Source organism: Pseudomonas sp. 2hn (assembly GCF_019646095.1).
GTDB classification, from domain to species: domain Bacteria; phylum Pseudomonadota; class Gammaproteobacteria; order Pseudomonadales; family Pseudomonadaceae; genus Aquipseudomonas; species Aquipseudomonas peradeniyensis.
Genome location: NZ_CP081016.1, coordinates 4214088 through 4227070, shown reverse-complemented (window position 1 = coordinate 4227070; position 12983 = coordinate 4214088). Strand labels below are relative to the sequence as shown.

Annotated in this window: 12 protein-coding genes; 10 read left to right on the top strand and 2 right to left on the bottom strand. The window is 60.7% G+C overall.

The genetic code is table 11. The features are described from left to right. Position 1 precedes the first annotated feature (1 nt). The 3 genes from mltG to K2O50_RS19035 are packed head-to-tail and all read left to right on the top strand — an operon-like array spanning position 2 to position 3571. A complete protein-coding gene (gene mltG / locus K2O50_RS19045; protein ID WP_050704706.1) occupies positions 2 to 1171 on the top strand; it encodes an endolytic transglycosylase MltG in 1170 nt (389 codons plus the stop codon). 38 nt (positions 1172 to 1209) lie between these two features. Beyond that, complete coding sequence (locus tag K2O50_RS19040; RefSeq protein WP_050704707.1) at positions 1210 to 2694, top strand: AAA family ATPase; 1485 nt, start codon at positions 1210 to 1212, stop codon at positions 2692 to 2694. A gap of 1 nt (position 2695) precedes the next feature. Next, complete coding sequence (locus tag K2O50_RS19035; protein ID WP_050704708.1) at positions 2696 to 3571, top strand: HNH endonuclease; 876 nt, start codon at positions 2696 to 2698, stop codon at positions 3569 to 3571. A gap of 15 nt (positions 3572 to 3586) precedes the next feature. Here K2O50_RS19035 and K2O50_RS19030 read toward each other — a convergent pair whose 3' ends face one another. After that, positions 3587 to 4393 carry a deoxynucleotide monophosphate kinase gene (locus K2O50_RS19030; RefSeq protein ID WP_052896366.1) on the bottom strand — a complete coding sequence of 269 codons (807 nt, stop codon included), beginning with the start codon at positions 4391 to 4393 and terminating at the stop codon, positions 3587 to 3589. Between the two features lie 137 nt (positions 4394 to 4530). On the opposite strand from K2O50_RS19030, the gene K2O50_RS19025 reads away from it, so the two are divergent. After that, a complete protein-coding gene (locus tag K2O50_RS19025) occupies positions 4531 to 5517 on the top strand; it encodes a DNA polymerase III subunit delta' (protein WP_050704709.1) in 987 nt (328 codons plus the stop codon). A gap of 33 nt (positions 5518 to 5550) precedes the next feature. After that, positions 5551 to 6333, top strand: a complete 783-nt coding sequence (locus K2O50_RS19020; protein WP_050704710.1) for a TatD family hydrolase — start codon at positions 5551 to 5553, stop codon at positions 6331 to 6333. A gap of 344 nt (positions 6334 to 6677) precedes the next feature. Here the strand turns inward: K2O50_RS19020 and K2O50_RS19015 are convergent, their stop codons facing one another. Next, positions 6678 to 7811 carry an aminotransferase class V-fold PLP-dependent enzyme gene (locus tag K2O50_RS19015; protein WP_050704711.1) on the bottom strand — a complete coding sequence of 378 codons (1134 nt, stop codon included), beginning with the start codon at positions 7809 to 7811 and terminating at the stop codon, positions 6678 to 6680. A gap of 74 nt (positions 7812 to 7885) precedes the next feature. Between K2O50_RS19015 and K2O50_RS19010 the strand changes: the two genes are divergently transcribed. The 5 genes from K2O50_RS19010 to K2O50_RS18990 all read left to right on the top strand — a co-directional run bounded on the left by K2O50_RS19010 (position 7886) and on the right by K2O50_RS18990 (position 12340). Continuing rightward, positions 7886 to 8521: a TetR/AcrR family transcriptional regulator gene (locus tag K2O50_RS19010; protein WP_011532895.1), complete on the top strand. Its 636-nt coding sequence runs from the start codon at positions 7886 to 7888 to the stop codon at positions 8519 to 8521. Positions 8522 to 8650: 129 nt separating this feature from the next. Further along, positions 8651 to 9619, top strand: coding sequence for a GTP 3',8-cyclase MoaA (locus K2O50_RS19005; RefSeq protein WP_050704712.1), 969 nt, complete (start codon positions 8651 to 8653; stop codon positions 9617 to 9619). Positions 9620 to 9685: 66 nt separating this feature from the next. After that, positions 9686 to 10291 (top strand): DUF4823 domain-containing protein, encoded by a 606-nt coding sequence (locus tag K2O50_RS19000; protein WP_050704713.1) that lies wholly within the window; start codon positions 9686 to 9688, stop codon positions 10289 to 10291. An 11-nt stretch (positions 10292 to 10302) separates the two neighbouring features. Then, the gene (locus tag K2O50_RS18995; protein ID WP_050704714.1) at positions 10303 to 10863 is read left to right on the top strand and encodes a DUF1285 domain-containing protein; all 561 of its coding nucleotides are present in this window, start codon (positions 10303 to 10305) and stop codon (positions 10861 to 10863) included. 451 nt (positions 10864 to 11314) lie between these two features. Further along, complete coding sequence (locus K2O50_RS18990; protein ID WP_050707629.1) at positions 11315 to 12340, top strand: IS110 family transposase; 1026 nt, start codon at positions 11315 to 11317, stop codon at positions 12338 to 12340. Positions 12341 to 12983: the final 643 nt, after the last annotated feature.

Here is a 12983-nt window from a genome sequence, read left to right as displayed (position 1 = left end):
CGTGAGACGCAAATTCCTGCTGCTGCTGGAAATGAGCTTGATCCTCGCCGGCCTGGCACTGGGCTGGGCCGCCTGGAAGGTCAACTCGGTCCTGGAGCAGCCCCTGCAAGTGGCGCAGGAGCGCCTGCTCGACGTGCCCAGCGGCACGACGCCCAATCGTATGTTTTATCGCATGCAGAGCGAAGGCCTGCTCGACGACCCGCTGTGGCTGCGCCTTTACTGGCGCTTCAACATGGCGGGCACGCCGCTGCATACCGGCGAATACCGCGTGACCCCGGGCATGACCGTGGGGCAGCTGTTCGACGCCTGGAAGCGCGGCGACGTGGTGCAGTACAACATCACCCTGGTCGAGGGCTGGACCTTCCGCCAGGTGCGTGCCGCGGTAGCCAAGCATGAAAAGCTCAAGCACACCCTCGAAGGCTTGTCCGATACCGAGGTGATGGACAGGCTCGGCCATACCGGCGTGTTCCCCGAAGGCCGCTTCTTCCCCGACACCTATCGCTTCGTGCGCGGCATGAGCGACGTCGAGCTGCTGCAGCAGGCCTACATGCGCCTGGACGAAGTGCTGGCCAAGGAGTGGGCCGAGCGCAGCACCGACCTGCCGTATCGCGACCCTTACCAGGCGCTGATCATGGCCTCGCTGGTGGAGAAGGAAACCGGCATTCCCCAGGAACGCGGGCAGATCGCCGGCGTGTTCGTGCGGCGCATGCGCCTGGGCATGATGCTGCAGACCGACCCGACCGTGATCTACGGCATGGGCGAGCGCTACAACGGCAAGATCACCCGCGCCGACCTGCGCGAGCCGACTCCCTACAACACCTACACCATGACCGGCCTGCCGCCGACGCCGATCGCCATGGTCGGGCGCGAGGCGATCCACGCCGCGCTCAACCCCAGCGACGGCTCGAGCCTGTACTTCGTCGCCCGTGGCGACGGCAGTCATGTGTTCTCCGACGACCTGGACGATCACAACAGCGCGGTGCGCGAGTTCCAGCTCAAGCGGCGGGCGGATTACCGTTCCAGCCCAGCGCCGAGGATCGAGCCCAGTGTGGATGAGCATCAAGGTTCCCCTGCAGAGCTTGATCCGCAGGTGGCAGACCCACCTACATCCAGTCAAAGACTCGAGGGGGCTGGCACTACCTCTGAGCCGGCTCCGGAAAGTGGCCGGTAGCACAGGGCTAGGCCCTTCGACCATCAAGGACGATGCAGATGTTCAGGAAAATCACGGTAAACGAGAAGAAAAGCTGTGCGGTCGTGCGATTGCTCGAAGGGGAGTCGCAGCCATCCACCTGGATTACGGTAATGGTCGGCCAGAATGGTGTTCGCAAGAGTTACGTGCTGCGAGCCTTGCTGGATGTCGCCTTGGGACAAAGTGGGGCCCGTACAGGTGGCCGACTGATCGAGGTAGAGGGTGGGGGTAGGCCAAGTTGCGTGGTGTGTCTTTCTGGGACGCCGCTTGACCGTTTTCCGAGGGCGAGCAGTAATAGTTTCTTTGGCGTGCTGAAGGAGTCCCTAGGTGTACCGCTTCTATACTTCGGCGCCAGGGCGACTAACGGGATGGCAGGGACAGCGCAAAGCGAGCGGGCGCTCATTGCCGCGTTACTCAATAATATTGAGGCCGTCCGCCAACGTGGCCACTTGTTGGAGCGGGTGTTTTCACATTTAGGGTTACGCGCTCGTATGGATATTCGGCTGAAGCTCTCCAAGGCTACGGCTGACGATCACAAGTTGTGGCTCAACACGCCGATTGACAAGCAGCACATGGTCAGGGAAGACGTCGAAAAGCGAGCGAGCCAATTACTGGCTCGATTCGCCGAGGCACAGTCGGCGAGGGGCTGGGACGAAACTGTCGAGCGAGCCTATGGCAGGTTCATGGCTCTTGATTACCTTGTCATATACAAACTGCTGACGGGGATCAACAAGAGTCACGCTTTGCCGGTGCTGACCCTGTTGGATGGTGAGCTTTCTGTTGCGCCATCTTACTGGGATGCATACGGATGGGGTGTCGGCGAATGGCTGGTTCTGTTGAAAGCCGGTTTTCTCGATACGGCAGGTACCTCTTTCTTTCGTTTGACCGACGTCGCAGAGAATAGCGGTGACGAGGAAAAGGACGAGGCGCTCAAACTGAAAGGGCAAGATTTGAGCTCTGGACAGTGGGGGTGGCTGGCAGGTTTCGCCGGGTTATGTGCAGAGCTACGGCCAGGCAGCCTGGTGCTGGTGGACGAGCCTGAGAATAGTCTTCATCCCAAATGGCAACAACAATATACCTCCATGCTTAACAGCATCTTCCGAGAGTGCGGGGAGGTACAGGCTGTCATTGCTACCCATTCACCCCTAGTTGCGTCGGGGGTTGATCCTGAGTGGGGTAGCGTCGTCGCGCTGAGGTCCGGAATGAGTTTGGATGATGGCGTGCTCGAAATCCGAAGTGAAGCCATGGAGAGTACGTTCGGGTGGAGTGCCTCAGATGTCTACGAGAATATTTTCGGTATCGATTCGACGCGTGCGCCTGGATTCACTGCCACGGCAGATATCGCGCTGTCGTTGATCAGGGAAAAGAAACCAGTGACGCAACGTGAAATCGAAGTCATCAGAAAGGAATTGTCTGAGGGGCGGGAGACGCTGCCCATGCACGACCCGATGCGTAATGTGATTACCAGCATCCTGCAGCGTTTTTCAGGTCAGCAGGAGTCCTGAGATGGAGCTGTTCGAAACATTGGATTTTGAAGAACAGGATCTGCCTCTGCTAACCGCTGTTCGGGCGCATGGTGTTGCAGGGAGGGCGTGGTCCATCAATACGGATGTCGGTAATCTGCGTTCGAGGTTGCTCACTTTGCAGGGGTATCGTTGTGCTTATTGCCAGGTACCCATCGACAGAGATGAGGTTGGGCATCGAGAGTTGGATCATATTCTACCGAAATCCGCATCAAGCGAATGCACGCAAGCGAAAGGAAAGAGTAATGCGTTTGGTGACCGGCAACATACCTTTGGCTATGGGCAATTCACCTTCGAGCCTTACAACCTGATCCTCACGTGCAAGGCCTGTAACGCCTTCAAGAAGAGCTTTGATCCTATGCGTGATCGGCAGGGTTACGTGGTCTCTGACGACTACCCCGATGGCAGGCAACTGCTATGGTTCTATCCTTACTCGCAGAGATACTCGGATCATATCGAACGGGGTGATGATTGGATTTATAGCAAGGTGACTGACGAAGGCGATGCAGTTATAAGAACCTGCAAGCTTGACAAGGTCGCAGTGCTGACTATCCGTTTTCAGGGGCGCGCACTGGCACTTGCCAGCAACGCAGGAAACCTGCGTCTCGCCCTGATGGCCTTGGGTACCCAAGTAGCGATGGGTAACTGCAGTAAGACAGACGCCCACATTGCCCTTGTCGATGCGCTGCTATTGGATGAAGACCAAGCCATTTATTATCTGAATATAGTCACTAACTACTTGGAGAACGGTAATTTTTCCGATCTGGAAAAGATCGAGCGCTTAATGGCTGCGGCGCTGGAGCGAGCTCATGTGAGTCCACAGGTTGCCGCTGACGTCATCGCCACAGTGACGCATTGATTCAAGCCTGTTCCGTCAGTGCGTTGGCCGGATCTCCTGCCAGGCGTCGGCTACTCGATTCGCCAAGGCCTGGAGCGTGGAGTCGTTCATGATCGTCGTATCCCCCGGCTGTTGCGCGATTCCTGACTCCGAGCTGTGTGGATTCACCAGCTGAGAATTCGGGCGTTTGATGTGCCATATTTTGCCGTTATGGCTACGCAGGTAACTGGCTTCGTTCTCGAAGCGAATATCCTTGATGATGATGGTATGGACGTGGGCCGGTAGGGGCGCAAGCGGACGTGGTGCCACTGTGGGCAGGGTAGCGCGTTTACTTGAGTAGCCCGGGTATAGCAAGTGAGCCTTCCGGGATAGCAGCTCGACGATTTCTTGCGGGCGCACACCCCAATAGGCGTCGAGCTGGATCGAGCATTGCTCGTCCCACACCTGGGCACTGGTGAAGCCGAAAAACGCCTGTGCTGCCAGTCTGAAGGGGGCGTCAATGCTCTCAAGCGTCGTAATGTTGGCCGGCTCAGATGATTCAATCGGCGGGTTGATCGCCAGTTCCGCTCGCTTCAGCCAGTGATCGGCATTGAACTCACGCATCCATTCTGTGCCCACTTGTTGGAAGAGCTCACGGGGAGAGCGCCCCCACAAAGGGATCGTCTGTTCTTTCAGGGCGTCGGACCATGCTTGCTCGTCCGTCAGTCCCCACAGCACCTGGCAGCCCATTTTCAGCGGATCGGCCAAGGCATAGGCTGCGACACCTGGATTATTGAGCAGGATGGCGGCAACAGTGTCCTTGCCTGATCGGGCGGGGGCGGCCAGGCCGATGATTGTCCTCACGGGGTCTCCGGTATGTTTGAGCAGGCGGAAGCGTTAGAATGCGCGATTTAAGGGCGATTTTAGTTTGCCGGGCCGCATGATTGCAAAGATTCGAGCCTGCCTGCGTGGGCACATTCGTAACGCTGAGAGAGGTCTGTATGGCTGATGCCTACCCCTGGCAGCAGGTGCTCTGGCAACAACTGGCCGGGCGCGCCCAGCATGCCCATGCCTACTTGCTGCATGGCCCCCAGGGCATCGGCAAGCGCGCCCTGGCCGAGCGTCTGATGGCACGGCTGCTGTGCCAGCAGCCGCAGGGCCTGGATGCCTGCGGCCAGTGCAAGTCGTGCCTGTTGCTCAAGGCCGGCAGCCACCCGGACAACTTCGTCCTGGAGCCGGAAGAGGCCGACAAGCCGATCAAGATCGACCAGGTGCGTGATCTAGTGTCGTTCGTGGTGCAGACTGCCCAGCAGGGCGGGCGCAAGGTGGTGTTGATCGAGCCGGTGGAGGCGATGAACATCAATGCCTCCAACGCCCTGCTCAAGAGCCTGGAGGAGCCTTCCGGCGATACCGTGCTGCTGCTGGTCAGCCACCAGCCCAGCCGCCTGCTGCCGACCATCAAGAGCCGCTGTCAGCAAGTCGCCTGCCCGCAGCCGAGCCTGGAGCAGAGCCGCGCCTGGCTGGCCGGCGCCCTTGTCGACAGCGGTGAGGAAGAGCGCGAGGAGCTGCTGACCCTGGCCGCCGGTTCACCGCTGATGGCCTTGAGCCTGCAGACCCAGGGCGTGCGCGAGCAGCGGGCGCTGGTGACCGAGGGGGTGAAGAAGCTGCTCAAGCAACAGCAGTCGCCCAGCCAACTGGCCGAGGCCTGGAACAGCGTGCCGTTGCTGCTGCTGTTCGACTGGTTCTGCGACTGGTCGCACCTGATCCTGCGCTACCAGTTGACCCAGGATGAGGAAGGATTAGGCTTGGCCGACATGCGCAAGGTGCTGCAGTACCTGGCGCAGAAAAGCCGCCAGGGCAAGGTGCTGGAGGTCCAGGCGTGGATCCTCGAGCAGCGCCAGAAGGTGCTGGGCAAGGCCAACCTCAACCGTGTACTGCTGCTCGAAGCCTTGCTCGCCCACTGGGTGCAGCTGCCGGGCATGCGCTGATTTCCACCGTTCATTCATGTGTGTCGTGTTCCCATGCTCGTAGATTCCCATTGCCACCTCGACCGTCTCGACCTGAGCGCCCACCAAGGCTCTCTCGACGCCGCCCTGCAGGCGGCCCGTGAACGCGGGGTAGGGCACTTCCTGTGCATCGGCGTGAGCGCCGAGAACGCTGGTGCGGTCAAGGCGCTGAGCGAGCGCTATGCCGACGTGGACTGCTCGGTGGGCGTGCACCCGCTCGACCTGGCGCCCGGCGAGACGCCGGCGCTGGAGTGGCTGTTGCGCGAACTGGCCCATCCGCATGTGGTGGCCATCGGCGAGACCGGGCTGGACTACCACTACGAGCCGGAGGCCGCCGAGCTGCAGCAGGCCTCGTTCCGCCTGCACCTGGAGGCCTCGCGGCAGACCGGCAAGCCAGTCATCGTGCACACCCGGGCGGCCCGCGAGGACACCCTGGCGCTGCTGCGCGAGGCCAACCTGCCCCAGGCCGGGGTGCTGCACTGCTTCACCGAGGACTGGCCGATGGCCAAGGCCGCGCTGGACCTGGGCTACTACATCTCGCTGTCCGGCATCGTCACCTTCCGCAATGCCGACGCCCTGCGCGAAGTGGCCCGGCAGTTGCCGGTGGATCGCCTGCTGGTGGAGACCGACTCGCCGTACCTGGCGCCGATCCCGCATCGCGGCAAGCCGAACCTGCCGCAGTACGTGCGGGAAGTGGCCGAGTATGTGGCGTCGTTGCGTGGGGTGAGTTACGAGCAACTGGCCGAGCAGACGACCAGCAACTTCAAGCGACTTTTCCCGCTGGCAAGGGTGATCTGAAGTCGTTGTGCTGACACTATCGCGGGGCCAGCCCGCTCCCACGCAATGATCGCATTCGCGGGAGCGGGCTTGCCCCGCGATAGCGTTGGCCCAGGTAAACCTGAAACCGCCTCCCGACGCACCCCGAACCGGACAAAAAAAACCCGGGTTCTGGGGGGGGAATCCGGGTTAAGACCATTAGGAGTAAAACAAAGGCACACGGTCCCTGGGCACCTTTATCGGCGCGCCACTTGGGGGGATGCGCCGCGCCAACACTTCAAGTATTGGCCAGGATTGCCGCCCCGCCAGCGGTGATTGATCGTTTTTTAAACAGATTTGGAATACGTCTGCAGCCCCTTGCGCGCTCAATGCATGGCGATTTGCCGGACCTGTCGCAGTACTTCGTCGATCAGGCGGCGGTCGGTATAGAAATGTGGGGAAAACCTTACCCCAGGGCCGCGTACGGCGCACATCACTCCGTTACTGCTCAGGGCTCGATAAATGTCGGCGTTGGCATGGCCGTCCAGGCTGAAACTGACGATGCCGGCCCGCCGTGAAGGATCGCCCGGGCTGTGCAACTGCGCACCAGGGATGGCCGTCAGCCCTCGATGCAGCTGCTCGACCCGCTGCTCCAGCTGTACGGCGACCACCGTCATGCCGACATCCTCCAGCAGCGACAGGCTGGCCTCCAGCGCGCAGGCGCCGAGCATGTTCGGGCTGCCGCACTCGAAGCGCCGCGCACTGCGCGCCGGTTGCCACTGGCGGCGTTCGAAGTCGCCAAGATGTTCGAGCATATGCCAGCCATAGGCATGCAGCTTCAACTGCCGACGCAGCTCGCTACGGCAATAGAACACCCCCAACCCCTCGGGGCCGAGCATCCACTTGTGGCCGTCGGCCATGGCGAAGTCGCATTGGTAGTGCTGCACATCGAAGGGCAGGGCGCCGACCTGCTGGATCGCGTCGACGCAGAACAGCACGCCGCGCTGGCGACAGGCGGTGCCCAGGCGTGCCAGGTCCAGGCGCAGGCCGCTGGCGAACTGCACGGCGCTGACCGACAGCAAGCGCGTTCGCGGGCCGCAGGCGGCGAGCAGCGCCGCTTCCGGGTCGGCGCCGACAAGGCTTTCCTCGAACACCTCGACCCCGCGATCGGACAGGGCCTGCCACACCACGCGGTTGGAGGGGAACTCCTCGTCGCTGATGACGACCTGGTCGCCGGGCCGCCAGTCGAGGCCAAAGGCCACCAGCGACAGCGCCTGGGAGGTGTTGCCCACCAGGGCGATATCGCCGGTGCTGGGCGCATTCAGCAAGCGTGCCAGGCGTTCGCGCAGGCGGCGCTCGGTGGCCAGCCAGGCGGGATACTCGCGGGCCCCCAGGCGGACATTATCCTGGGCGAAGCGCGCCACGGCCTCGGCGGTGCGGCGCGGCCAGGGGGCGATCGCCGCGTGATTCAGGTAGCACAGGCCCGGCGCCTGCTCGAACTCATCAAGAAACACAGACATGGTTGGAAGATCCGTGCAATTTGCCGCCAGTTAGGCATAATAATCCGCTTCGATTGTCATCCCAGTCCTTCTTTATGCAGAAAGAACCTCGCAAGGTCCGTGAGTTTCGCCGTCGCGAACAAGAGATCCTCGACACGGCGCTCAAGCTGTTTCTCGAACAGGGTGAAGACAGCGTCACCGTCGAGATGATCGCCGACGCCGTCGGTATCGGCAAAGGCACGATCTACAAGCACTTCAAGTCCAAGGCGGAGATCTACCTGCGCCTGATGCTCGACTACGAGCGTGACCTGAATGAGCTGTTGCATTCGGCTGACGTCGACCGCGACAAGGAAGCCCTGTCGCGCGCCTACTTCGAGTTCCGCATGCGCGACCCGCAGCGCTACCGGCTGTTCGACCGCCTGGAAGAGAAGGTGGTCAAGGGCAATCAGGTGCCGGAAATGGTCGAGCAGCTGCACAGCATCCGCGCCTCCAACTTCGATCGCCTCACCCAGCTGATCAAGGGGCGCATCAGCGAGGGCAAGCTCGAGGACGTGCCGCCGTACTTCCACTACTGCGCGGCCTGGGCGCTGGTCCACGGCGCGGTGGCGCTGTACCACTCGCCGTTCTGGAGCAATGTGCTCGAGGATCAGGAAGGTTTCTTCCAGTTCCTCATGGACATCGGCGTGCGCATGGGCAACAAGCGCAAGCGCGACCCGGAAGCCGCGAACTAAAGCCGTTCAATGCCCACCCGCCGAGTTTTCGGCGGGCGCGTTGCATCCAGGCTTCGACGGGAGGGCTTGCAAAAACCTGATTTTTGAGTCAGGTTTTGCCCGCCAGAATCTTCCACGCCGGAGTCATCCATGATCGTCGATCGTCAAGGCAGGCGCTTTCGCAACCTGCGCGTCAGCCTGACTGCTGCCTGCAACTATGCCTGCACCTACTGCGTGCCCGATGGCAAGCGCCTGGTGGCGGCGCAGGACGAGCTCACGGCGGATGCCCTGGCTCGGGGCGTGGCCTACCTGGTGGAGGCGGCCGGGGTCGAGCGGCTGCGCATCACCGGCGGCGAGCCGCTGGTCAGCCCGCGACTGCAAGCCTTTCTCGGCGCGGTGGCGGGCCTGGGGCTGGAAGACATCAGCCTGACCACCAACGGTCAGTTGCTCACCCGCAAGCTGCCGCTGCTGCGTGATGCCGGCATCCGCCGGCTCAACGTTTCCCTCGATACCCTCGACGCCAGTGCCTTCCGCCGGATCGCCCGGGGCGGTGACCTGGCCAGCGTCCTGACGGGCATGGAGCAGGCCAGTGCCGCGGGCATGGCGATAAAGGTCAACATGGTGCCCATGCGCGGGCAGAACCTTGATCAGGTGCTGCCGCTGCTCGACTATTGCCTCGAGCGCGGCTACGAGCTGCGCTTCATCGAGCTGATGCGCATGGGCCACCTGGCGCGCGACGGCAATGCCTTCCTGCAGCAGTTCGTCGGCCTTGAGCAACTGCTGGCGCTGATCGGCCAGTCGTACAGCTATGAGCAGGCGCCGCGCCCATTGGATGCCACGGCCCTGCGCTACCGCATTCCCGGCAAGGGCCATTTCGGCGTGATCGCCAACGAGAGCGTGCCGTTCTGCCGCACTTGTTCGCGCCTGCGCCTGTCGTCCACCGGCTGGCTGCATGGCTGTCTGTCGTCGAGTAACCGTCACTTTATCGGCGACCTGCTCGACAAGCCTCGCCATCAGGCGCTTCCGGCGCTGCAACGGCTGCTGGTCAAGGCCCTGGCGGACAAGCAGGATGTGGCGTTTTCCGGCGATGTGATGGTGATGAAGGTGATTGGCGGCTGACTCTGGCGCAAAAGCTGCATCCTGCGGCTATTCGCCGGTTTTTCGTCACCGGTTTCTGGAGGAAAGATGCGTAGCCTGGTCTTGCTGCTGGCGCTGATGGCGTTGGGCGGCTGCATGAATGTCAGCGATATGGGCGAAGGCGTCCGTTACCACATGAGTGATGCGGGCCTGCTGGACCACAGTGACACCACCCGTACCCTGTCGATCCGTCTGCAGCCGGACTCGTTCATCTTCATCGGCCAGGGCGCCTTCGTGCCGCCGGGCAAGGGGCCGGTGCCGCAGCAGAATGCGGTAGCCGAGGAGGCCTTCAAGAGCTTCGTCGAGTACTTCCCGCTGGTGCGCCGCGCCCAGGGCCCGCTGGGTCTGGAAGACGCGATCGCCGAGGCCCGCGCGGTAGGTGCCGACTATGTGCTGTACACCCGTTTCGCCCGCACCGACGACCGTATCGGCAACGGTGACGAGTGGTATGACGAGCAGGCTGTCGATCGCCTGGGCTGGGACCGTGGCGTGGTGCAGATGATGCTGATCGAGACCAGCACGCGTTACCTCATCGACACCGCGCGGATCAAGAGCCGTGGCGGTTTGTTGACGTTCCACGACAACACGCCACAGGATTTGCTTGCCGCGCCGATGCGCGAGTACGCTCGTAGCCTTCTGGGCATGAGCAACTGAGCGAGCGTGTCATGAGCGATTCCGGCAAGGCCAACGATCTGCTGGCGCAGATCCCCGCGCACAAGGGGCTGCCCCCGGTGCACCTGTGGAACCCGGATTTCTGCGGTGACATCGACATGCGAATCGCCCGGGACGGGACCTGGTACTACCTGGGGACGCCGATCGGGCGCAAGCCGATGGTGCGGTTGTTCTCTACCATCATTCGGCGTGACGGGGATGATTACTTCCTGGTTACGCCGGTGGAGAAGGTCGGGATCCGGGTCGATGATGCGCCGTTTGTTGCCGTGCTGCTGGATGTCGAGGGCAGTGGGGAGCAGCAGGTGTTGCGGTTTACCAGCAATGTCGACGAGCAGGTCGAGGCTGGGCCTGAGAATCCTCTGCGGGTCGAGCTTGATCCGGTTACCCAGGAGCCTTCTCCCTATGTGCTTATGCGCGGGAACCTGGAGGCGTTGATTCATCGCAATGTGTTCTATCAGTTGGTGGAACTGGCGGTGGCGCGGGAGATTGATGGGGAAGTTTGGCTTGGGGTTTGGAGTCGGGGTGAGTTTTATCCGATTGGGCGTAGTGTCTAGTACCTGTTTCTGAATCCCCGTTTCATTACAGATACAACAGCCCAGCAATCAACTCATATTTCTTGATCTTGATCTTGATCTTGATCTTGATCTTGATCTTGATCTTGATCTTGATCTTGATCTTGATCTTGATCTTGATCTTGATCTTGATCTTGATCTTGCTTCTAAGCGCGCGATAGTTCAGGCACCGCCAATTGCGACTTCAGGAGGCCGAACGCAGGGCTTGCGGAGGGAGGTGACGGGCATGGATGCCCGTCAAGCGCTGCGCCCCAGGATGGGGCGTTCAGCGCGGTCCTCCCGGGAGCAAGACCGGAGTGAGGGGACCCCGGAGCGAAGCGTAGGGGCCGGATGAATGGAGCGAGGATTTTTTGGTTCCTTAATGAGATGGTCACCCCGGCACCCTGCGAGGCGTACGCTTTCGCAGGGTGTTTTTTCTTCGGAGACCGTCATCATGAGCACCGTGACACTGATCGGCATCGACATCGGCAAACATACCTTCCACCTGCATGCCCAGGACAAGTTCGGCAAAGAGGTATCGCGCAAGAAGTGCTCAAGGCTGCAGATGATGCGGTTTCTGGCCAATCATCCTCCCTGCACGGTGGTGATGGAGGCCTGTGCCGGTTCGCACTATCTGGCTCGAGAACTCACGGCGATGGGGCATGAAGCCAAGCTGATCTCGCCTCAGTTTGTTAAGCCTTTCGTCAAGAGCAACAAAAACGACTTCGTTGATGCGCAAGCCATCTGCGAAGCTGCTTCCCGGCCTTCCATGCGCTTTGTGACGCCAAAATCGCCTGAGCAGCAAACGCTCTCTGTTTCTCATCGGATGCGTGAATCATTGATCCGCGACCGAACCAAGACGGTGAACCAGATGCATGGGTTCCTGCTCGAATTCGGCGTCAGCCTGCCGACCGGACTGGCAGTGGTCAAACGCCTCGCTTCTGTGCTTGAAGAGCACGACTTGCCTGTACGTCTTGTCGCATTGTTGCAGCGGCTACATGAGCATTTCGTCTACCTGAGCGAGCAGATCAAGTTGTTGGACGAAGAGCTGGTGAGCCAGCTGACTGACGATGATCTGGGTAGTCGTTTGCTGAGTATTCCGTGTGTCGGACCGATCACCGCCAGCCTGCTGGCTGTGGAAATGGGCGATGGCCAGCAATACGGCAGTAGCCGGGACTTTGCGGCCTCTGTAGGTCTGGTGCCCCGTCAGTACAGTACCGGTGGCAGACAGAATTTGCTGGGGATTAGCAAGCGCGGCGACAAGAACCTTCGACGCTTGCTGGTGCAATGCGCACGGGTTTACCTGATGCGTTTGAAGTACCAGAAAGGCCCATTAGCCGATTGGGTGCGCTCACTGCTCGCTCGACGTCACTCCAACGTGGTGGCCTGCGCGTTGGCCAACAAACTGGCACGCATCGCTTGGGCCATTACCACTCGGCACACGCAATATAAAACGGAGCCAGGCGCCATGAACGCCTGACCCCGTAGTGCTGCACCGTGTTTCACCATCAGGTTTTGCGATAGCTGTACAACAGATGAAACAAACGGCCGATCGGCCTGACGATGATCCTGGGATCAAAAATGGCTCTTGGAAGCCGCTTACTTTTTAAGGATTGTCAGGTGCGAACGCTCATCGTGGCGCGGGCGGATACGAGCCCATCAGACGCCGGATAGATTTACGCAAGCCATCCATTTCATCTGATGAACAGTATTGCAGAAAACGGGGTGACCATAGATTTTGATCCTTCAAAAAGGGACCCGCCGTAAGGGCGGAAAGGTGACTTTGCGTCACCATCGCAAATGAATGCGCATATAACTTTCAAAACACATGACTCTAAAAGTCAAAGTCAAAGTCAAAGTCAAAGTCAAATGCGAACGGCGTGGGTTTTTACAGGTGTAAGCGCATTCATTAGCTATAATGACGCACAGTCACCCTTTCGCCCCCCGGCGAGTCACTTTTTGTCAAACGCCCGGAGCGCCGGCCGGACAAAAGTAACCAAAAAACGCTGCGCTCCATTCATCCGGCCCTGCGCTACGCTCCGGGTCCCCTCACTCCGGCCTTGCTCCCGGGAGGACCGCGCTGTAGGGCCCATCCTGGGCCCCAGCGCTTGACGGGCATCCAT